Origin of the sequence: Serratia sp. JSRIV001, assembly GCF_019968745.1 — a bacterium.
GTDB classification, from domain to species: domain Bacteria; phylum Pseudomonadota; class Gammaproteobacteria; order Enterobacterales; family Enterobacteriaceae; genus Chania; species Chania fonticola_B.
Genome location: NZ_CP074147.1, coordinates 4,007,702 through 4,027,768, shown reverse-complemented (window position 1 = coordinate 4,027,768; position 20,067 = coordinate 4,007,702). Strand labels below are relative to the sequence as shown.

Sequence of the window (20,067 nt, the reverse complement as noted above, 5' to 3'; positions counted from 1 at the left end):
ATTGCATAGGTTTACTGCACTAAAAACGCCTTAAACTGCGGCGTCATCACCGCGCTGAAGCCGTCATCGGTTTTGCTGATCAGATACACCGCCAGTCCTTTCTCTTCGGCCAGTTTCAGCGCTTTTTCCGTGCCCAGCACCATCAACCCGGTATCCCAACCGTCGGCCTCCAGCGCCGTAGGGGCAATCACCGTAACGGAAACCAGCTTATGGGTGATAGGCCGTCCGGTGACGGGATCGATCACGTGGGAATAGCGCTGGCCGTCCTGTTCGAAATAGTTGCGGTAACTCCCCGCAGTGCTGATGCCGTAACCTTGCAAATCCACCAGCGCCTGCACCGCATTTTCCCGGTCGGTAGGCTTTTGGATCGCCACCCGCCAAGGCTTGTTCTGGCCATTCACGCCGCGTGATGAAACGGCTCCGCCCACCGATACCAGATAGTTGGTGATGCCTTTGCGCGCCATCAACTGGACCAACTGATCCACGCCGTAACCTTCGCCTAGCGTGGAGAGATCGACATACATCTCAGGCAGATCTTTTTGCAGCCATTCACCCCGGCTGTCGCTCAGCAGTTTCAGATGCTGCAAACCAATATGCTGACGGGCTGCATCGATTTGCTGCTGGCTGGGGACTTTGACGGCCCGCTTATCCGGGCCGAAACCCCACAGGTTGACCAACGGGCCGACGGTGATATCCATCGCGCCCCCGGTATCACGGCCAATGCGCTGAGCGGTGAGGATGATATCGGCCATTCCACGGGGGATGGGCTGCGGATCGGCAGAGGTGCTCTGGTTGAAGCGGGATAACACCGAATCGGGGCGGTAAGTGGAAATATCGTCGTTGGCCTGCTCCAGCAGCGCATCGATCTCCTGCTGCAATTGTTGTTTGCTCTCGGTGATAGTGCCGCTGACCTTTACGCTATAGAACGTCCCCATGGTTTTGCCTTCGATGTCGATCTGGGGGCGGGTGTTGGCATCGTTACAGGCGGCTAGCAGCATCAGCGCCGCGCTGAGCAGCAGCCTTTTGGCAATGGAATTGGCCATAGAAAATCCTAAAAGCAGGGAAAGACGACGGGTATAAAACAAAATACGATAAATGGAAAGGGCAACGTGCTTTTTTACTGGCGTAATTCAAGAGCTTCGGCTAACGTCGTTTTCCAGCCTTAGCTTGAAAAATAAGAGTAAATCCATGAGTTCAAATGCGGTGACCAGTTTGTTGAGGCCATTTTTGCATGACCGCTTCCTGCATGCGTTGCTGCTGATGGGGATGTTGTTGTACGCCATTGGGCCACAGTCGCTGAGTGTACTCTCTGGCTTTATCGATTGGCGCACCATCATGACCCTGCTGGGGTTGATGCTGCTGACCAAAGGCGTTGAGGTGAGCGGTTATTTCGATTTTATCGGCCGCCAGATCGTGAACACCCTGCAAAGTGAACGCTCACTGGCTCTGTTTCTGGTGTGTGCCGCTGCGGTGCTGTCGTCGTTCCTCACCAACGATGTGGCGCTGTTTATCGTGATCCCGTTGACCATTACGCTGAAAAAGCTCTCTTCACTGCCGATAAGCCGCCTGATCATCTTCCAGGCACTGGCGGTTAACGCCGGGTCGTTGCTGACGCCGATTGGCAATCCGCAGAACATTTTGCTGTGGAGCAAGTCTTCGCTGACCTTTATGGAGTTTATCGGGCGCATGGCACCGTTCGGCATTATCATGATGCTGAGCCTGCTGGTGGTCACCTGGTTCAGTTTCCCGGCGCGGAAAATTGTCAAAGCCCCGAACACCCAACCTTATCCTTATCAAATGCGCCTGTTGCTGGCCAGTGTCGCGCTGTACGTGGCCTTTCTGATCTGCCTGGATTTGGACGTGCCGTTGTATGGCATGTTACTGGTGTTTGCCGGTTTTCTGCTGTTGGCTCGCCAGGTGCTGTTGCAGATTGACTGGAGCCTGATCTTTGTATTTCTCGCCATGTTTATCAATATTGGTTTGCTGACCCAACTGCCGGCGGTGCAACCGCTGTTTGACCAGATTGCCTCGCTGGCGGATGGCAGCGTGTATGCGTTGGGGATTGCGCTATCCCAAGTGATCAGCAACGTCCCGGCGACCATTTTGTTGCTGAACTATGTGCCGTCCAGCGCCTTGGTGGCCTATGCGGTAAACGCCGGGGGATTTGGCCTGGCGATCGGATCGCTGGCGAACCTGATCGCCCTGCGGATGGCGGGAGAACGCCAGATCTGGCTGCAGTTCCATTACTATTCGATACCGTTCCTGGCCTGGGCTACGTTAGTGGGTTGGCTGCTACTGGGTTAATTTGACTCAAGCACTTTGTCATCACTCTTAATGCATTGGAGTTCTATTATGAGCATCTCTTCATTGGTATTGGCCTATCCCCCGGCTACGGCGGCACAAAGCCTGGATTATCTGGCGGCAAAGCTCGCCTTCTACGCCGACTCGGCGGATGTGGCGGAAGATTTGCGCAATGGCGTCAACGAGATTGTGGTGATCGATACCCGTGCCAGTACGTTGTACGCCGCCGGGCACATTCCTGGCGCGGTGAGCTTTCCCCATCGTTTAATGGATGAAAGCAGCACCTCATCTCTCGATCGCGACAAGGTCTATGTCACCTACTGCGACGGTATCGGCTGTAACGGTTCCACCCAGGGGGCATACAAGTTGGCCAAGCTTGGCTTTCGGGTCAAAGAGCTGATTGGCGGGCTGGATTTCTGGCTACGCGATGGCCATCCGGTGGCCATCGGTGTTGAGTTGGGTACGATGCAGGGGCGGGATAAAGCACCGGAGTGCGGCTGTTAAAACAGCGCCCACAGTACTAATACCAATACGATAACGCCGACAACCAGCGCCAGAGGCTTACTGAATACCGACTGTAAAGGCTGCGGCAGGGCGGCGATTAGTGGGTTAAGCAATGGCTGTTGGACGTCACTGTGTAACGACGGAGCGTGGCCAGCCTTGTCCAGACGGCGGGTAAACAGCTGCTGGATCACGTCGTTTAGCTGTGCGTGGGTCAGCGGCGTATTCAGGTTGCCGTTAAAGCGGCTCTGGCAATAGTCATTGAGCTGTTGCTGCTCTTGCTGGTCTGCTGGCTGTTTCAATACCGCCAGCAGGTTTTGCAGCGTCGGCGCCGTTTGCGGGCTGAGCGCCAATTTCACCTGCATAAACTGACTGAGCAGTTGGAAGTGGCGTGCGGGCAACGGATCGTTGATTTTTACCCCGACCAGATCGAACAGTGCCTGCCAGAGTTTGGCCGTTGTCTCACCGGTGGCCGCGCTAAGCTTGGTGACCTGCAACTGCAAGTGCTGATGTTCCGCAGGCAGCAGCGAACGATCGCTGGTGGCCGTTTGTTGCGGGTGAGGGATTGTCAGTTCGCCGGTTTGCAGCAGGTTCAACACTTGCTGGAGCTGTGGATGGCTCAACTGGCTTAACACCGTATGGCCAAACTGCTGGCGGATAAAGTCGCTGACCGCCTGGCGGTTATTGCCTTGTGGCAACAGTTCGGTGAGCTGTTGCAGCAGTTGGCGGCTGGCATGGCTCTGTTGTGCCACGCCAAGGCGGTTTTGCAGTAGCTGCTCCGCCGGTTGGAAATGGCGCGCCAACAGTTCGCTGTGGTTATCCGCCCCTAATTCATGACGCAGCGTGGCCCAGATCTCGGCGGATTTGGCCGGGCTGAGGGCCATGATCTTGACGATCAGTTTTTCCAACTGGGTGCGTTGGGCTGGGGAGAGCGGTTGATCGTCGGCAGGAGGGATTTTGCCAGCGGTTGGAGGGTGATCGGCTGCGCCAGGAGCGCCAGGTCCACTTAACGGTTGCATATCACCAGTCCTTCGCAGTGTATAAAGTCGACATACCCGGCGAAAAGCACAGGCTTAATCGCTTATGATACCTGTAATTTCGTGCCATCAATACCGCCGCCAGACATTTCTTTACAGGCCAATCGTTGCTTATCCTGTTTGCGCCGCTAAGATAGGCGCAGATACGGCATTGAGGGCGTGATGATAAATCGGCAGCGGATTGCAAAATGGTTTTTAACCCTGGCTTGCCTGGTGGTACTGACGTGCCTCACCCAGCGCATGGCGGGCTTGCATACCTTGCAACTGGCCCTTGGCCTGCCCTCTGTCAGCGTCAGCCAATCCGTGGCCAGCGGTGATGAAGAGGCCACCACCACGACCCCCTGTGAGCTGAGTGCCAAATCGCTGTTGGCTTCTTCCCCGGTAATGTTTGAAAACGTGCTGTTTGGCCTGGGGATGTTACTGGTCCTGTTGACCCCGATCATCGCTCCACGCTTGTCGTTCCCTCCTGTACGCGTTATTTCCCCCACCACCCTCAGGGTGCATCTGCGATTATGCGTGTTCCGTGAATGAGTTAATCCCTCGCCAAACCGAGTGACTAATTTATTTATGGAGAACAACTATGTGGAATATCATCAGGCTGGCATTGGCTTGCCTGTTATTGCTTTGGCTACCTGCGACACAGGCGGCGGATAGCGGCTGGCTGCAAAGCCCGCAGAACGATCATGCAAAAGTCAGGCTGCGTGCCGACACCAGCAACGGGGACGAAACCCGTGTGCTGCTCGCTGTTGAGCTGGAAAAAGGATGGAAAACCTACTGGCGCTCACCAGGGGAAGGAGGTATTGCGCCAGCAATCACCTGGCAGGGCAACCCACCACCGGCAACCTGGTTCTGGCCAACGCCGCAGCGCTTTGACGTGGCGGGGATCTCGACGCAGGGCTATCAGCAGCGGGTTACGCTGCCCATCGTATTGAAGGGCGCTGCGCCGCAGCAACTGGCGGGTACGCTTACCTTATCCACCTGTAGCAACGTCTGCATCTTGACCGATTATCCGTTCAAACTGGATCTCACCACCCCGGCTGATCCAAAGTTCAATCACGACTTTGCTCAGGCGATGGGGCAGGTGCCGATTGCCAGCGGGCTGGTGGACAGCCTGCGTGCCGGTTATCGCAACGGTGAGTTGCAGATTAGCGCGCAGCGTACCGCGGGCTGGCAACAACCTGAGCTGTTCTTTGATACCTTGGCAGGAGCCGATCTGGGCAAGCCAACGGTCAGCAGTGATGGCGAGAGTCTGCAAGCGCGAGTTCCCGTGAGTGATGGTTGGGGAGACGCAGCACCGGATCTGCGTGGTAAACAGCTGCGGCTGGTTATCAGCGATGGAGGGATCGCTCAGGAGGCTACGCTGACCATTGGCGGGCCGCTTGCATTGCCTTCCACCGCGGCTTTCCCCCTGTGGCAAGCGGTATTGATGGCGTTAGCGGGCGGTTTCATTCTTAACCTGATGCCTTGCGTGCTGCCAGTGCTGGGGATGAAGCTAGGTTCCATATTGCAGGTCGAACAGCGCGATCGGCGTAGCGTGCGTTGGCAATTTCTGGCCTCTTCCTTGGGGATCGTGGTGTCCTTCATGGCGCTGGCCTTGCTGATGACGCTGTTGCGCCTGAGCAATCACGCGCTGGGCTGGGGGATCCAATTCCAAAACCCGTGGTTTATCGGCTTTATGGTGCTGGTGACGCTGCTGTTCAGCGCCAATCTGTTCGGCCTGTTCCACCTGCAACTCTCTTCCTCGTTGAATACCAAGTTGGCTACTAATAACGGGCATGGCTTGAGCGGTCATTTCTGGCAGGGAGCGTTTGCCACGCTGCTGGCGACGCCTTGCTCGGCGCCTTTCCTGGGAACGGCGGTGGCGTTTGCGTTGGCGGCTCCGTTGCCGGTGCTTTGGGGCATGTTTGTGGCACTGGGAATTGGCATGAGCCTGCCCTGGTTGCTGATTGCCGCCTGGCCTGCGCTGGCGTTACGCCTGCCGCGCCCTGGTCGCTGGATGAACGGGATGAGGTTGGCGCTGGGCTTGCTAATGCTGGTTTCTTCGCTCTGGCTGCTTAGCCTGATGACCAACCATATCGGCGTGAAGCCGACTCTGATTGTCGGTGCCATCTTGCTGCTCGGTTTATTGCTGGCGGTGTGGCAACAGTTAGGTGCCCGGTCAGCGGGGATCGCGACGGCCAGCGTGCTGATGGTAGGCGGTTTGGCATTGCTGGTGGGATCGTTGACCGCTAACCAGTGGCGACAGCCGTTACACGACAACATCGCCTGGCAACCGCTTTCTGAACAGGCGATCGTACAGGCACTAGCTGAAAATAAACGGGTGTTTGTTGATGTGACCGCCGACTGGTGTGTGACCTGCAAGGCGAATAAATACAACGTATTGCTGCGTGACGAGGTGCAAAAAGCACTCAGCGCTGATGATGTAGTGGCGCTGCGCGGTGATTGGAGCCGCCCGTCTGAAAGCATCTCGGCCTTCCTGCAACAGCGCGGCAGCGTTGCCGTTCCCTTTAACCAAATCTATGGCCCCGGCTTGCCAGACGGCGAAGTGTTGTCACCGCTGCTCACTCGCGAAGCCGTACTGCAAGCTCTGTCTACTGCCAAAGGAAACCAATAATGAACAAGTTACTGATGTTACTGCTGCTGATTGTCACCCCGGTCTGGGCTGCGGCTCCTTTCACCGCCGAGCAGGAAGTGCGGATCAAAGAGCTGATCCGCGAAACGCTGGTCTCTAACCCGGATATTCTGGCGGAAGCGGTTAATGCTTGGCAGCAGCAAACCAACGGCCAGCAACTCGGTCAGGCGATTGAGCAAAATAGCAAAATCCTGTTCGACGATCCTGCCAGCCCAAGGTTGGGGGCCAAGAATGCCAAGCTGACGCTGGTGGCCTTCACCGATTACAACTGCCCGTACTGTAAGCAGTTTGATCCGATGTTGGAGAAGATCGTCAACAAATATCCCGATGTGGCGCTGGTGGTGAAGCTGTTGCCGTTCAAAGGAGAAAGCTCGATCGCCTCATCGCGGGTGGCGTTGACGGCTTGGGAGCAGCATCCAGAACAGTTCTGGCCGCTGCATCAGCGCCTGATGGCGAAAAAAGGCTTTCATGACAACGCCAGCATCGCCGCAGCGCAAGAGAAAACGGGCGTTAAGCCGGTGGCACCTAGCGAGCAGAGCATGACCACGCTGCGTACCAATATGCAGTTGGCGGAACAGTTTGGCGTGCAGGGAACGCCTGCCACCCTGATTGGCGATCAGATGCTGCCGGGCGCGGTGTCTTATGAGGATCTGGAAGCGTTAGTGAAGCAGCAATTGGCGAAGGTGAAAAATGGCTAGGTTACGGCGCTGGACGCGCGAACTGCTGATTCTGCTGTTGCTCGTGCTGGGCGTGACGTTCGCCATGGACTGGTGGCGAGCTCCACAGGCTCCCTTGACCTTTGAGCAGCAAATGCTGGAAACTCTGGACGGAGAGCCGGTGTCGTTGGCGCAGCTCAGCCAGGATAAGCCTTTATTGGTCTATTTCTGGGCCAGTTGGTGCGGAGTTTGCCGCTTTACCACGCCTTACGTGGCCAAACTGGTGGCAAACGGCGGGAACGTAATGACCGTGGCGCTGCGTTCGGGCAATGACCAGCAGGTTGAGCAATGGCTGGCGGCCAAGAAGCTGCAACTGCCGGTAGTTAACGATGAGCAGGGCAAGCTATCGGCGCAGTGGCAGATTGGCGTAACGCCGACCATCGTGGTGATCTCTCAGGGGAAGGTGGTGCAAAGCACCACCGGCTGGACCAGCTATTGGGGCATGAAACTGCGGCTCTGGTGGGCCAGCGTTTAATTCCCCGTCACCTCAACAATCGCCCGGCAAAGCCGGGCGATCCCTTCGGTAATCAGCTCCGGCGTATTGGCGGCAAAATTCAACCGCAAGCCATGTGCGCCGTGCTGTTCCTCAACATAAAAGCATTCGCCACGGGCAAAGGTAACACCCTGTTGCCAGGCTATTGGTATCAAGGTTGTGGTGCTTACGGCAGGTGGCAATTCCAGCCAGATAAACAGCCCTCCCGCAGGGATTTCAAACCGACAGCCCGGTGGCAGATGCTCGCTTAATGCAGCCACCATAGCATCTCGGTGCTGGCGGTATATCCTTCCCGCCCGGCGCAGCTGCTTGTCGTAGCTGCCAACGGTGACAAAGGCGTCCAGCGCGCGCTGGATCAGGTTGGAACTGGTAAAGCTGTCGACGTGTTTGAGCCGTGAGAATTGCAGATACTGTTCGCTGTCTGCCACCAGATAACCGATGCGCATACTGGGCAGCAGCATTTTGGAGAAGGTACTGACATAGATCACCGTGCCAGCGGGAGCCATGGCGCGCAGTGACGGCAGGCTTTTACCGTTGTAACGCAGATCGCCAACAAAATCGTCCTCCAGGATCACTATCCCGGCCTGTTGCGCCAACGCCAGCAAGCGGCTGCGGCGGGCTTCGCTCAGACAGCGCCCGGTGGGGTTATTGAAATTGGGGATGGTGTAGATCATTTTGGGCTGGTGCCGGGCGATCAGCTCCGGCAGTTGCTCAACGCACATACCGTGACGATCGCTGGGCACTGGAACAATGTTGATCTGGTGCAGGCGCAGCAGTCCCAGAGCTTCGGCATAGGTGGGCTCTTCGACAATCACCGTATCCCCTGGGCGTAATAGCGTCTGGAAAATCAGGCTGATGGCATGTTGCGAGCCGTTGGTGATCAGCACCTGTTCGGCTCGGGTGGGGATACCTTGTGCGGTCAGGATCCGGCTTAGCGTGTCGCGCAGCGGGTAGTAACCACAATAATCACCATAGCTGAAGGCCTCTTCCGCATGACGGCTGAGGATCGACAGCAGGATCTTGCGGAACGCCTCCAGCGGGAACACCTTGGGGCTGCCGACGCCAGCGGCAAAGTTGATGATGTGCTCCGGCAAAGGAATATCCGGATAACCGTCCAGCCGCGACGTGGTGGTGGTGAAGCGATCCGCAGGGAATAGCTCGCTGGATGCTGGCCGTTGCTGCATGGGGGCCGGTTGCAGGTGGTGGACATAGGCGCCGCTGCCACGCCGCTGTTGTAACAATCCTTTGGCCGTCAGTTCGGCGTAGGCACTTTCCACCGTCAGGCGGCTGACCGAAAGCTCGGCGGCCAGGCTGCGCGTTGACGGCAATTTATCGCCATCGGCAAAGGTGCCGCCAAGAATGGCGCGGCGCAGCGCTTCTTCGATCTGCAGATACAGCGGAATGTCCTGCTGACGATCCAGTGGAATGTGCATGAAATTGGCCCGGTCAAAAAAAGTCTGTTTTCACTATATCCCAGAGTAACAAGGCTTGGCACCGATAAAAGTGGCCTGCACAACATCGTAGCAAAGTGGCTATGGTGGCAAAATCTGGCCGCGTTAAAATCTCCGCCAGAGAATTAAGCGGTGGAATTTTGAGGGTGTTATGTCGTTACCGTCGGGTGTTGTAGCAGAACCAGTTGTGGTCAGTGGCGGGATCCTGCGGGGAACCAACCAGGGTTACGTGATCGCCATAATCAGTGCCATGCTGTTGGCGTTTACCGCCATCATCATCCGCGCGCTGACCGAGTATTACCATCTACCGACGTTTGTGCTGGCTTTCTGGCGTGCGGCCCTGGTGGCCTTGGTGTTGTTACCGTTATTGCTGCTGTTCAAACCACAATGGGCTTATCTGCGACGTGAACAGGTGCCGTTCTACGCTGGCTACGGTTTGCTGTTGGCATTGTTTAACAGCTTATGGACGCTGTCGGTGGCGCTCAATGGCGCTTCGGTGGCGACTATTTTGACCTACTGCTCGGTCGGTTTTACCGTATTCCTGGGCTGGATGATGTACAACGAACGCCTCAGCCTGCGCGAATTGCTGGTGATCGTGGTCAGCCTGGGTGGCTGCTTCCTGGTCAGTAACGGCGACAGCATGGGCAACAGCCGTTTTGATCTGTTGGGGCTGATGGTCGGCATGCTGTCCGGCATTGGTTACACCCTGTACACCCTCGGCGGGCGTATCGCCAGCGAGCGGCGCTACCCGGTGTGGAATACCATCCTGTACGTATTCGGTTTTTCCGCCGTGTATCAGTGGTTGTTCAACACCTTGCTGACATTTTTCCCCTTGGCGGCATTTCACGGCATGGCGGGGGACCTGTGGTTTCTATCCCAGGGAGTTCAAGGCATTCAGTGGAGTGGCTGGCTGTTGCTGCTCACGCTGGCCGCAGGGCCAACGCTGCTGGGGTTTGGCCTGTACAATATCAGCCTGAAAACCCTGCCGCTGGCGGTGGCCAACCTTATCCTGTCGCTGGAGCTGGTGTTTACCGCGGTCATCGCCTACTTCCTGTTGGGAGAAAATATGAACCAGTTACAGCTATTGGGTAGCGCGCTGGTGATGGGCGGGGTATTGATGCTGAGAAGAGCGAAGTAGGCTTGGCTTTCTGCGCCGGTTTGTTACCATTGGCCGCGAAACAACAGGGTGCAAACAGCAAATGATCATTAATCCAAGGTTAAAACGAGCGCTTATCGCTTGATTGGGCAGTGTTTTTGAACGGAAAACGCTGCCACTGACATTACGTTCCGTGGCTCTTGCAATAAATTAAGAGAAGATGCCATGTCTGATAAACACTGGTCACAAGTAGAATTACTCCACCAGACGGTAACCAACCTCAATATCCTGATCAAGGGAACCCACAGTTATTACAGCCATTGCTGGGATGACGGCTTTGAACGCTCCGTGGTGCGCTATTTACACGGCGATGCGGTCAGCCAACAGTGGGAGCCACTGGGGCAGCTAGACAGGTTGCACATTGGCGATTATGTCTGTATTGGCGCCGAAGCGGTGATCCTGATGGGAGGGAATCATACCCACCGTATTGATTGGCTGAGCCTGTATCCGTTTATGGAAACCATCCAGGCGTCTTATTTACCTAAAGGTGATACCCGCCTTGGCGATGGTTGTTGGATCGGGATGCGGGCCATGCTGATGCCTGGCGTGACGATTGGCGAAGGGGCGATAGTGGCTGCCGGTTGCGTGGTGACTGCGGATGTCGAGCCCTACGCTATCGTTGGCGGCAATCCGGCCCGGATGATTAAACGGCGGTTTTCTGCGGAGACAATCGAGCGTTTACTCGCGTTGCAGATTTACGATTTGTCCGCCGAAGCGTTCGCCAGCATCCAGCCCTTGTTGGCCAGCGATGATATTACGGCCTTGGAACAGGCTGTTGAGGTTATACGCCAATAATAAGTCGGGCGGGTTAGTCCCGCCCGATTTTTAACCGGCTCACAACATTGGGGCGCTGCATGATGCAGCGCCCTTTTTGCATTACTCAACTTCCGTCGCTTCCCCGCTGATACGACGGTGTTTGCGGAGTTTGCGCAGCAGCGGTGGTAACACCAACACGGCGACGGCCAGCACCAACAGGCATTGGGCAATGGTACTGCTCCACAGAATATCAAAGTTCCCATTGCTGATAGACAACGCCCGGCGCAGGTTTTGCTCCAGCATTTCTCCCAACACAAACCCCAGGATCAGCGGCGACATCGGGAAGTGCATTTTGCGCAGGATGTAGCCAAACACGCCTAGCCCCACCATCAGCAGCAAATCGAAGGTCGTGCTGTGTACCGCATAGACCCCAACGGCGGAAACGGCGGCGATCGCCGGTACCAGAAACCACAGCGGCACGGTCAGCATACGGGTGAACAGCCCAATTAACGGGATGTTCATGATCAACAACATCACGTTAGCGATCAGCAGCGCGGCGATCAGCCCCCAAACGATATCCGGCTGTTCGGTGAACATTGCCGGGCCAGGGGTGATGTTATACAGCGTCAATGCTCCCATCATCACCGCCGTAGTGCCTGAACCCGGTACGCCCAGGGTCAGCATCGGGATAAATGAACCGCAGGCGGAAGCGTTATTGGCGGCCTCCGGTGCGGCGACGCCACGAATATCCCCTTTACCGAACGACTCACTGTTGCCGCTGATGCGCTTCTCGGTCATATAGGTGAGCGCACTGGCAATGGTCGCCCCGGCACCGGGCAGAATACCGACGAAGAAACCGACAAAGGAGGATCGCAGGGTAGGGCCAACGCACTCGGCGGCCTCTTTACGGTTAAACAGCATGCGGCCGGTTTTACGGATCAGCTTCTGGCCCGTGCTGGTGCTTTCCAGCATCAGCAAGATCTCGCTGACCGAGAACAACCCGATCACCACCACAATAAACTGAATGCCGTCGGAGAGGTGTACGCTGTCGAAGGTGAAGCGATACACGCCGGTATTGGCGTCCACCCCCACCGTGGCCAGCCCCAGCCCAATCAGGGCCGCCAGCAAGGATTTCAACGGGTTCTGGCTCATCATGCTGCCAAGGCAGGCAATGGCAAAGACCATCAGGGCAAAGTATTCCGCCGGGCCAAACGCCAGCGACCAGCGGGCCAGCATGGGGGCGAACAGAATAATGCCGATAATGGCGACCAGCGAGCCGGTGAAAGAGCTGACAGCGGAGATCGACAGGGCAACCCCTGCACGGCCCTGCTGGGCCATAGGATAGCCATCCAGCGCGGTCATGATTGCGGCGGCATCCCCCGGGACGTTGAGCAGGATCGAAGAGATCCGCCCACCGTATTCACAGCCGATATACACCGTGGCCAGCAGGATCAGGGCCGACTCGGCGGGTAGCTTCAAGGCGAAAGCCAGCGGTAAGAGGATCGCCACGCCGTTGATCGGGCCAAGGCCCGGCAGCAGCCCGACGATAGTGCCAACGAAGCAGCCGATCAGGGCGATCATCAGGTTCTGGGGCAGTAGCGCCACTTCGAACCCTTGTGATAAATACATCCAGGTTTCCATTATCGCTCCCGTTAGCTCAGCCAAACGCCGAGTGGCAGTGTGACATCCAGTAAATAATCAAAGGCGTAGAACAGAGAAACGCCCATTATGACGCCTGAAATCAAGGCGGCTTTGATACTGGCCTGGAACAGCAGGCCAATGCTGAAAGTCAGCAGAGTCGTTGCCAGTGGGAAACCGAGCCACTCGAATCCCCAGGCGTACAGCACCAGCGTGATCACTAGCACCAGCAGGCGTTGCAGCACGTTTTTATGTGGCCACTCGACTAGCTGTGGCCGACGCAACAGCAGCAATGCGGCACACAGGGCCATCAGGCTCAGGATGGCCAAAGGAAAGGGGCGTGGTCCTAAAGGTTCATAGCTGTATTCGCTCTGGATGCCCCAACCGATAAACAGGCCGCCGCCGCAGAGCAGCAGCCACAGAGCAGCAAAAATACGATCGCTCATGTCAATCCCCTAGGTTATTTGGCCAGCCCGAACGCTTTAGCCTGCTCGCGGTACTGGTTAACCTGGTTTTTCACGTAGGTATCCAGCTCCTTCCCGGTCAGGTTGAATTCAAACAGGCCGCGTAGATCGCGCTGTTGTTTGAACTCCTCGGTTGCCGTCATGGTTTTGAAGGTGTCGATCCACCATTGATACTCGGCCTCGCTGACCTTTGGGCCAAGGTAGAAACCGCGGATGATCGGCCACACCAGATTGAACCCCTGCTCCTTGGCGGTAGGGACGTTTGCCAGCTCGCCTGGCAGGCGTTCTTCGGCATATACCGCCAGCACACGCAGCTTATCGCCCTTCAGGTAAGGCACCATCTCGCTCAGATCGCCGGATACTGCCTGAATGTGATTACCCAGCAGCGCGGTCACCGGCTCGCCGCCCCCTTCAAACGCCACATAGCGCATCTTGTGGGGATCTACGCCAACTTCACGGGCCAGCAGGGCAGTTTTCATCCAATCCTGGCTGCCAATGGAGGCTCCAGCACCAAATACCACGCTGTTCGGGTCTTTCTGGAAGGCTGTCATCAAGTCTTTCAGCGTCTTGTAAGGCGAGTCGGCGCGTACGGCGATCATGCCGTAATCGGTGCCCACTGCCGCCAGCCACTTCACATCATCCACGTTGTAGCGGCCAAACTTGCCTTGTGAGAGGTTCAGCAGGGAACCGCCAGAGAACGCCACCACGGTGCCAAATTCGGCTGGCCGCTGGGCAACGATGGCGTTATAGGCCACCGCCCCCACGCCGCCGGGCATATAGGTGACGCGCATCGGCTTATCGATGGCCTTGGTTTCTTGCAAGGAGACCTGGATCAGTTTGCAGGTGAGATCGAAGCCTCCGCCAGGTTTGGCTGGGGCGATACATTCGGTGCGTTTTGGCGCTTCCACGGCGAATGCCTGGTTGGCGGCGAACAGCAGAACAGTGGCGGTAAGCGTACGGGTAATTATTGTTTTCATGACGTTTCCCCATCGGTTTTGTTTCAGTTTGTGAGAATCCCCGCTGACACGGGGTTGCTAAATTGTTAAAACAGAAACCTTTCATTTACCTTTCAGTGACCGGGAAAGTTTACAGGATGTGATATGCGTCTCTTGTTAGTGGAAGACCACCCCGAGCTGGCTCATTGGTTGCAGAAAGCCCTCAGCGGCCTTGGGTTTGCAGTGGATGTGGCGATAGACGGCGTGGCGGCAGACCATTTGTTGCTACACGAAAGCTATGCGCTGGTGGTGCTGGATGTCGCACTGCCCCGGCTCAACGGCCTCGAACTGTTGGCGCGGCTGCGTAAGCGTGGGCAGACACTGCCAGTATTGCTATTGACGGCCCGTACCGAGGTGGCCGATCGGGTTAAAGGGCTGAATCTTGGGGCTGACGATTACCTGACCAAGCCCTTTGAACTGGATGAATTGGAGGCACGCATCCGGGCGTTGCTGCGCCGCAGCGTCGGCGTGACGCAACAGGCATTGCAATACGGTTTGCTGACCTATCACGACGAGGGCTACTTCTTGCTGGCAGAAAAACCCCTGTCGTTAACTCCCCGTGAGCTGGCGGTGTTGACCACCTTGATGCATCGCCGTGGCCGTCCGGTCGCCAAGCAGCAACTGTTTGAGCAGGTGTTTACCCTCTCTGACGAGGCTAACCCCGAAAGCATCGAACTTTACGTCCATCGCGTGCGTAAGAAACTCCAGGGGAGCAATGTGGCGATCGTGACGTTGCGGGGCCTGGGCTACAGCCTGGAGCTGTGCGATGAGGTGGTTTAAAGCACCGCGTTCGTTGTTCTATCAGTTGCTGCTGTTCTTTGGTTTGCCGCTGCTGGTATTGGGTGGGATCTCAATCTACACCCACTATTTCAGCGCGATGAGTGCGGCGACGATGGCCTACGATCGCACCTTATTGGCGTCGGCCCGTACGGTGGCGGAGCGGCTGGTAGTGCGCAATCAGCGCCTGGAGGTGGATGTGCCTTATGTGGTGCTGGACAGCTTCGAGCGCAATATGAACGACCGGCTGTACTATCAGGTTATTTCACCTGAGGGGCAGAGTATTTCGGGCTATAACGATTTGCCCAAGATGCCACCTTATATTCCTCGTTCCAACCTCTATCCGGCCCTGGTGCATTTTTACGATGCGCACTATCGCGGGCAGCCAATCCGCGTGGCGGCGCTGTTCCAGCCGGTGAATGAGGGCGGGGTGATGGGGATGGCGACCATTCTGGTGGCGGAGACGTTAGAGTCGCGGCGCTATCTGGCGCGGCAGATGCTGCTGGCGGCGCTGCTCAGCCAGGGGACAGTGGTGGTATTGACGCTCACTCTGGCTTACATCCTGCTGAAAAAGCTGCTGCAACCGTTGCGCAAGCTGTCCAGCATGATGCTGCGGCGCGATCCGGGGGAGCTGACGCCTTTGCCGATGGTGCTGCCCTGGTCGGAAATGCAGCCGCTGCTGCTGGCATTCAACCGCTATATTGAGCGGCTGCGGTTGATGGTGGCGCGTCAGGAACGTTTTAGTGCCGATGCCTCCCACCAGCTACGTACGCCGCTCACGGTTTTGAAAACCCAGGTGGGGGTGGCATTGGCCAGCGAACGGCCCGAGCAATGGCGTGAGAGTCTGGAAGGGATGAGCGCCACCCTGGACAGTACCGTCGCGTTGACCGATCGCCTGCTATACCTCTCACGGCTGAAGGCGCACGAGCATCAGGCCGAGCGTAAGTTGCAGCCGGTTAATCTGGCGCAGGTGTTACGCGACGCCTGTTTTTCGCGCCTGCCGCAGGCTCGCAGCAAGCGGATCGATCTTGGTTACGAAGGGGTGGGAGTTTGTTGGGTGGCCGGTGAGGCGTTGCTGTTGGCGGAGCTTTGCGCCAACCTGTTGGATAACGCGCTGAAATACACGCCAGCCAAGGGGGTCGTGACCGCCCGTTTATTGATGGTAGAGGGGCAGGGGCTGTTAGAGATAGAAGACAGCGGCCCAGGTATTGCTCAGGATCAGACGGTTGCTGCGCTACAACCGTTTCGACGGTTGGATAATGTGGGTGACCAGCCTGGCGCAGGGTTGGGGCTGGCATTGGTCAAAGATATTACCGCTTATCACGGTACCCGCCCGGAATTGCTGAGTTCTGACGCGCTAGGTGGCCTGTCGGTGCGGATACGCTTTAGGCTGTTGGGGTGATAGAGGGTAAGGGGGCGCATCTCCCCCCGAACCTTATGGTGTAACGGTGGTTTTTCTGCGCCCTAACGGCGTGCGCAGGCGCTGTGACAAGATCACCCCCAGCAGGGCGATACCGCCACCAATCAGATGGTAGCTATGCAACTGTTCATGCAGGAACAGGACCGCAATTATTGCGGTGAACACCGGCGCCAGATTCATAAAGATCGAAGCCTTGTTGGCACCCAGGCGCATCACCCCTTGGATCCACAGGAACGGCGCGGCAATCGAAGCAGGGATACCGGCAAACAGCACCAGCGGGATATTCTGGCTAGTCAGCTGCACGTCATGCGCCATCAGGAAGTTCGGCAATAGCAGTACCACGCCAAACACGATCTGCACATACAACGACTGCCAGTTGGGTAACGGGATCGCCCAACGTTTGGTCAACACGCCGTACAGGGCGTAGGAGGCCGAAGCGGCGAACATCATCAGTTCACCTTTGCCAATGCCGTGTTGCAGCAGCAGCCCGGGTTGCCCCGCGCTAACCAGCCACACCAGCCCACCCAGCGACAGGATACTACCCAGTGCGATACCCACGGTGGGGGCAACGCGCAGGACGAATATACCGATTAATACCGTCAGCAGCGGGATCAGCGAGTTGAGGATGCCCATAAACAGCGCGCTGACGCTATGTGCGGCGTAATAGGCCAGGCTTTGATACAGCACCATCCCCAGCAGGCCGAGGATCATCAGTTTCCACCAGTTGGCGCGAATGGTAGGCCAATTACGGATCGCTCCCGGCAGAACGAAAGGGGTGAGCACGATCAGCGCCAATGCCCAGCGATAGAAGGAGATGGCCGCCGGATCGATGGCGGTTGCCGATACTTTACTGACTACGGCGTTAATCGACCAGATCAGCACCGCCAGCAGGGGAAAGAGCACGTTCATGATAATAATTCTCAACAACGAATAACATGCTGGCTAGTCTACCCGTGTCCGGTTTATTATATATAGTCAAAATCAGACAGCATTTCGCGAAATCAAGACAACTTCACCATGGCCGAAACCCGTAATTATCCCACCGCAGACGTCGCTGCTCCGCGCACGCTGTTTTTCCGCTGCGAAGAAACCCATGCGGATACCGAATATCTGCCGCACAGCCACGACTGGGGGCAGTTGATTTGCGTCAAAACCGGGGTGATTGCGCTGAATATTGCCGGGCAGCGTTTTTTGGCTCCGCCGGAGTTCGCCGTCTGGTTGCCGCCGGGCATGGAGCATTCCAGCCATAACCGCAAACCGGTGCTGTTCCGCACCATCAATATCGCCAAATCCTTATGCGTCGGGTTGCCAGAGGAGGCCTGTTTGATCAACGTCTCGCCGGTGTTCAGCGCCATTGTTGAAGATTGCCTGGGGCGAAAAATGCTGGAGCCCACTAGTGAAGAGGATCTGCGCCTTTGCCGGGTGCTGATCGACCAACTGCGGATTTCCCCGGTGCAACAGACCTATCTGCCGACCTCGCAAGACAAGTTTTTGGGGCCAGTGTTACAGGCGTTGGAACGTTGCCCAGCGGATAACACCTCATTGGCGGTATGGGCCAGCAAGGTGTATACCACTGAGCGGACGCTTTCACGCCGTTGCCAGCAGGAACTGGGCATGTCGTTTAGCGAGTGGCGGCAGCGCCTGCGCTTTTTACATGCGCTTTCGCTGCTCGAACAGGGGAAAACCGTGCAGGATGTCGCACTCGATGTGGGCTACAGCTCGGCTTCCGCGTTTATTGTGATGTTCCAGCAGATCGCCGGCACCACGCCAGAACGTTTCCGCCGGGCATGACAATCCCAACACGACATCAACTGGCCCAGGTTACGTCGAACCGAACGTTCACATCACCACTCCAGGTGCCTGCCGGCAAGGTGCTGAAGTCGGTCACCGGGGTCGTGCCATCAGCCGTCGCACCGATGATAGTGAAATCGAAGTGGTCTTGCGCACTCTGGCGGCCAGGCTGCTTGTCAGCGTTAGCAAGTTTGCTCAGGTTACCGCCTGATATACCGGCCGAAGTATCAATCAGGGTGGTTTGAGCGGTTTTTGTTATCGCAGCGCCGTGGTGTTTAACCCCCACTTCCAGGGTAGAACCGGAGGTGCCTAATTGAGTCAGGGTATTGGAAACCAGTTTGGCGCTCAGTTTAATCGCGGTTCCTTCGCCTTGGAGAGCTACGTCGAACACGCCTTGCTGGCTATTGAAGCGCTTTACGCCTTCAGCATATTGGAAATACAGGTTGCCAATGGGGGTAACGACCAATTGACTGGAGGAGTCTTTCACCGCTATCGCAGGCCAGGTGGCCAATGCTTGTGTAGTCACGTTTTCAGCCTGAGCGGTACCAACGGCTGTGAGTGTTGCAACGATCGCCAGAACAAGTGTCGCTTTTTTCATGGTTAACACCTTTGATTTTCGATTTGTTTCTGCCCGTTAGCCGGTCGCTAACGCGAAGGTTCGCCTCCTTGCCTGGTAATTATCGGAAAAAACTCAATAAAGCTTAGAAGAAAAACATCGTTATTCCACTGTGCATAACAAGCTTGGGTTTCTAAACCATTCAGTGGCACACTATTTTGCAGCTATTGCTTACCTATACCCGTCGGAGAGTGACGTGAAGATACTGGTTGATGAAAATATGCCCTATGCGGTGGATTTGTTTAGCCGCTTGGGGGAAGTAAAGGCCGTGCCTGGTCGCCCGATCCCAACCGATGCGCTGGCCGAAGCCGACGCCTTGATGGTGCGCTCGGTGACCAAAGTGAATCAGGAACTGTTGGCTGGCACCAAGATCGGTTTTGTTGGCACCGCTACGGCGGGGACCGACCATGTGGACGAGGCGTGGTTGCAGCAGGCGGGGATTGGTTTCTCGGCCGCCCCTGGCTGCAATGCCATTGCGGTGGTGGAGTATGTGCTTTCGTCATTAATGCTGTTGGCGGAGCGCGATGGCTTCTCTTTGCGTGATAAAACCGTTGGTATAGTGGGTGTCGGCAATGTTGGCTCCCGGCTGGATGCTCGCCTGAAAGCCATGGGCGTGCGTACGCTGTTGTGCGATCCACCACGCGCCGATCGTGGAGACAGCGGCGAATTCTGGCCGTTGGAAAAGCTGGTGGCAGAGGCCGACGTGCTGACGTTCCATACCCCGTTGAACAAGACTGGCCCGTATAAATCGTTGCATCTGGCCAACGCGGATCTGCTGGATGCTTTGCCCGACGATCGCATTCTGATCAACGCTTGCCGGGGGGCCGTGGTGCATAACGCCGCGTTGCTTAACGTGTTGGAGCGGGGTAAGCGATTGAGTACGGTACTGGACGTGTGGGAGCCGGAGCCGGATCTCAGCGTGCCGTTGCTGGATCGGGTGGATATCGGCACCGCCCATATCGCCGGTTACACGCTGGAAGGCAAGGCGCGCGGCACCACACAGGTGTTTGAAGCCTTTGCCCAGCATCTGGGGCAGCCGCAAGCTATCGAGCTGGCCTCGCTGCTGCCGGTGCCAGAGTTCAGCGAAATCCGCCTCAATGGTCCGCTGGACGAAGGCAAGTTAAAACGATTGATGCACTTGGTGTATGATGTGCGCCGCGATGATGCGCCGCTGCGGCAAGTTGCCGGGCTGCCGGGTGAGTTCGATCGCCTGCGCAAGCATTATCAGGAACGCCGGGAGTGGTCTTCACTGCGGGTGCAGTGCGATGACAGCGCCAGTGCGGAACTGCTGCACAAACTGGGCTTCGGCGTCCAGTAACAGGG

The 20,067-nt window shown here is 56.9% G+C and carries 20 protein-coding genes; 12 read left to right on the top strand and 8 right to left on the bottom strand.

Features of this window, described 5'->3' with window-relative positions; all coding sequences use genetic code 11:
* Nucleotides 1-11 precede the first annotated feature (11 nt).
* Nucleotides 12-1,043, bottom strand: a complete 1,032-nt coding sequence (apbE, locus tag KGP17_RS18680) for an FAD:protein FMN transferase ApbE (protein ID WP_209555093.1) — start codon at nucleotides 1,041-1,043, stop codon at nucleotides 12-14.
* Nucleotides 1,044-1,188: 145 nt separating this feature from the next.
* Between apbE and KGP17_RS18675 the strand changes: the two genes are divergently transcribed.
* Both KGP17_RS18675 and KGP17_RS18670 read left to right on the top strand, forming a co-directional pair.
* Nucleotides 1,189-2,304: an SLC13 family permease gene (locus KGP17_RS18675; protein WP_021806044.1), complete on the top strand. Its 1,116-nt coding sequence runs from the start codon at nucleotides 1,189-1,191 to the stop codon at nucleotides 2,302-2,304.
* Between the two features lie 48 nt (nucleotides 2,305-2,352).
* A complete protein-coding gene (locus KGP17_RS18670) occupies nucleotides 2,353-2,805 on the top strand; it encodes a rhodanese-like domain-containing protein (RefSeq protein WP_115158231.1) in 453 nt (150 codons plus the stop codon).
* Here KGP17_RS18670 and flk read toward each other — a convergent pair.
* Nucleotides 2,802-3,821 (bottom strand): flagella biosynthesis regulator Flk, encoded by a 1,020-nt coding sequence (gene flk, locus KGP17_RS18665; protein ID WP_223498137.1) that lies wholly within the window; start codon nucleotides 3,819-3,821, stop codon nucleotides 2,802-2,804. The genes KGP17_RS18670 and flk overlap by 4 nt on opposite strands.
* A gap of 180 nt (nucleotides 3,822-4,001) precedes the next feature.
* Between flk and KGP17_RS18660 the strand changes: the two genes are divergently transcribed.
* The 4 genes from KGP17_RS18660 to KGP17_RS18645 are packed head-to-tail and all read left to right on the top strand — an operon-like array spanning nucleotide 4,002 to nucleotide 7,662.
* Nucleotides 4,002-4,370 carry a hypothetical protein gene (locus KGP17_RS18660; protein WP_021806041.1) on the top strand — a complete coding sequence of 123 codons (369 nt, stop codon included), beginning with the start codon at nucleotides 4,002-4,004 and terminating at the stop codon, nucleotides 4,368-4,370.
* 49 nt (nucleotides 4,371-4,419) lie between these two features.
* Nucleotides 4,420-6,453: a protein-disulfide reductase DsbD gene (locus tag KGP17_RS18655; protein ID WP_223498136.1), complete on the top strand. Its 2,034-nt coding sequence runs from the start codon at nucleotides 4,420-4,422 to the stop codon at nucleotides 6,451-6,453.
* Complete coding sequence (locus KGP17_RS18650) at nucleotides 6,453-7,169, top strand: DsbA family protein (protein WP_021806039.1); 717 nt, start codon at nucleotides 6,453-6,455, stop codon at nucleotides 7,167-7,169. Before KGP17_RS18655 ends, KGP17_RS18650 begins: the two co-directional genes overlap by 1 nt.
* Nucleotides 7,162-7,662, top strand: a complete 501-nt coding sequence (locus KGP17_RS18645; protein WP_021178592.1) for a protein disulfide oxidoreductase — start codon at nucleotides 7,162-7,164, stop codon at nucleotides 7,660-7,662. The genes KGP17_RS18650 and KGP17_RS18645 overlap by 8 nt, the downstream gene beginning before the upstream one ends.
* Here KGP17_RS18645 and KGP17_RS18640 read toward each other — a convergent pair.
* On the bottom strand, nucleotides 7,659-9,113 hold the full coding sequence (locus KGP17_RS18640) for a PLP-dependent aminotransferase family protein (protein WP_223498135.1): 1,455 nt from the start codon (nucleotides 9,111-9,113) through the stop codon (nucleotides 7,659-7,661). The two genes, KGP17_RS18645 and KGP17_RS18640, sit on opposite strands and share 4 nt — an antisense overlap.
* A gap of 169 nt (nucleotides 9,114-9,282) precedes the next feature.
* Between KGP17_RS18640 and KGP17_RS18635 the strand changes: the two genes are divergently transcribed.
* Both KGP17_RS18635 and KGP17_RS18630 read left to right on the top strand, forming a co-directional pair.
* Nucleotides 9,283-10,269 carry a DMT family transporter gene (locus KGP17_RS18635; protein ID WP_094982003.1) on the top strand — a complete coding sequence of 329 codons (987 nt, stop codon included), beginning with the start codon at nucleotides 9,283-9,285 and terminating at the stop codon, nucleotides 10,267-10,269.
* A gap of 183 nt (nucleotides 10,270-10,452) precedes the next feature.
* On the top strand, nucleotides 10,453-11,082 hold the full coding sequence (locus KGP17_RS18630; RefSeq protein ID WP_223498134.1) for a CatB-related O-acetyltransferase: 630 nt from the start codon (nucleotides 10,453-10,455) through the stop codon (nucleotides 11,080-11,082).
* An 81-nt stretch (nucleotides 11,083-11,163) separates the two neighbouring features.
* On the opposite strand, the gene KGP17_RS18625 is transcribed toward KGP17_RS18630, so the two are convergent.
* Genes KGP17_RS18625 through KGP17_RS18615 form a run of 3 tightly spaced genes read right to left on the bottom strand, consistent with a single transcriptional unit; the run spans nucleotide 11,164 to nucleotide 14,122 of the window.
* The gene (locus KGP17_RS18625) at nucleotides 11,164-12,684 is read right to left on the bottom strand and encodes a tripartite tricarboxylate transporter permease (protein ID WP_021178588.1); all 1,521 of its coding nucleotides are present in this window, start codon (nucleotides 12,682-12,684) and stop codon (nucleotides 11,164-11,166) included.
* An 11-nt stretch (nucleotides 12,685-12,695) separates the two neighbouring features.
* A complete protein-coding gene (locus KGP17_RS18620) occupies nucleotides 12,696-13,127 on the bottom strand; it encodes a tripartite tricarboxylate transporter TctB family protein (RefSeq protein ID WP_021806035.1) in 432 nt (143 codons plus the stop codon).
* 14 nt (nucleotides 13,128-13,141) lie between these two features.
* Nucleotides 13,142-14,122 carry a tripartite tricarboxylate transporter substrate binding protein gene (locus KGP17_RS18615; RefSeq protein ID WP_021806034.1) on the bottom strand — a complete coding sequence of 327 codons (981 nt, stop codon included), beginning with the start codon at nucleotides 14,120-14,122 and terminating at the stop codon, nucleotides 13,142-13,144.
* Between the two features lie 123 nt (nucleotides 14,123-14,245).
* On the opposite strand from KGP17_RS18615, the gene tctD reads away from it, so the two are divergent.
* Together tctD and KGP17_RS18605 are read left to right on the top strand one after the other, a co-directional pair.
* Nucleotides 14,246-14,920, top strand: coding sequence for a transcriptional regulator TctD (tctD, locus tag KGP17_RS18610; protein ID WP_021806033.1), 675 nt, complete (start codon nucleotides 14,246-14,248; stop codon nucleotides 14,918-14,920).
* Nucleotides 14,907-16,319 carry a sensor histidine kinase gene (locus KGP17_RS18605; protein WP_094982000.1) on the top strand — a complete coding sequence of 471 codons (1,413 nt, stop codon included), beginning with the start codon at nucleotides 14,907-14,909 and terminating at the stop codon, nucleotides 16,317-16,319. The genes tctD and KGP17_RS18605 overlap by 14 nt, the downstream gene beginning before the upstream one ends.
* Nucleotides 16,320-16,352: 33 nt before the next feature.
* Here KGP17_RS18605 and KGP17_RS18600 read toward each other — a convergent pair whose 3' ends face one another.
* A complete protein-coding gene (locus tag KGP17_RS18600; RefSeq protein WP_021806031.1) occupies nucleotides 16,353-17,246 on the bottom strand; it encodes a DMT family transporter in 894 nt (297 codons plus the stop codon).
* Between the two features lie 108 nt (nucleotides 17,247-17,354).
* Here KGP17_RS18600 and KGP17_RS18595 point away from each other — a divergent pair, with 108 nt between their 5' ends.
* Complete coding sequence (locus KGP17_RS18595) at nucleotides 17,355-18,128, top strand: helix-turn-helix domain-containing protein (RefSeq protein ID WP_115158221.1); 774 nt, start codon at nucleotides 17,355-17,357, stop codon at nucleotides 18,126-18,128.
* Between the two features lie 16 nt (nucleotides 18,129-18,144).
* Here KGP17_RS18595 and KGP17_RS18590 read toward each other — a convergent pair whose 3' ends face one another.
* Nucleotides 18,145-18,726 carry a common pilus major fimbrillin subunit EcpA gene (locus KGP17_RS18590; protein WP_223498133.1) on the bottom strand — a complete coding sequence of 194 codons (582 nt, stop codon included), beginning with the start codon at nucleotides 18,724-18,726 and terminating at the stop codon, nucleotides 18,145-18,147.
* A 214-nt stretch (nucleotides 18,727-18,940) separates the two neighbouring features.
* On the opposite strand from KGP17_RS18590, the gene pdxB reads away from it, so the two are divergent.
* Nucleotides 18,941-20,062 carry a 4-phosphoerythronate dehydrogenase PdxB gene (pdxB, locus tag KGP17_RS18585; RefSeq protein WP_223498132.1) on the top strand — a complete coding sequence of 374 codons (1,122 nt, stop codon included), beginning with the start codon at nucleotides 18,941-18,943 and terminating at the stop codon, nucleotides 20,060-20,062.
* Nucleotides 20,063-20,067: the final 5 nt, after the last annotated feature.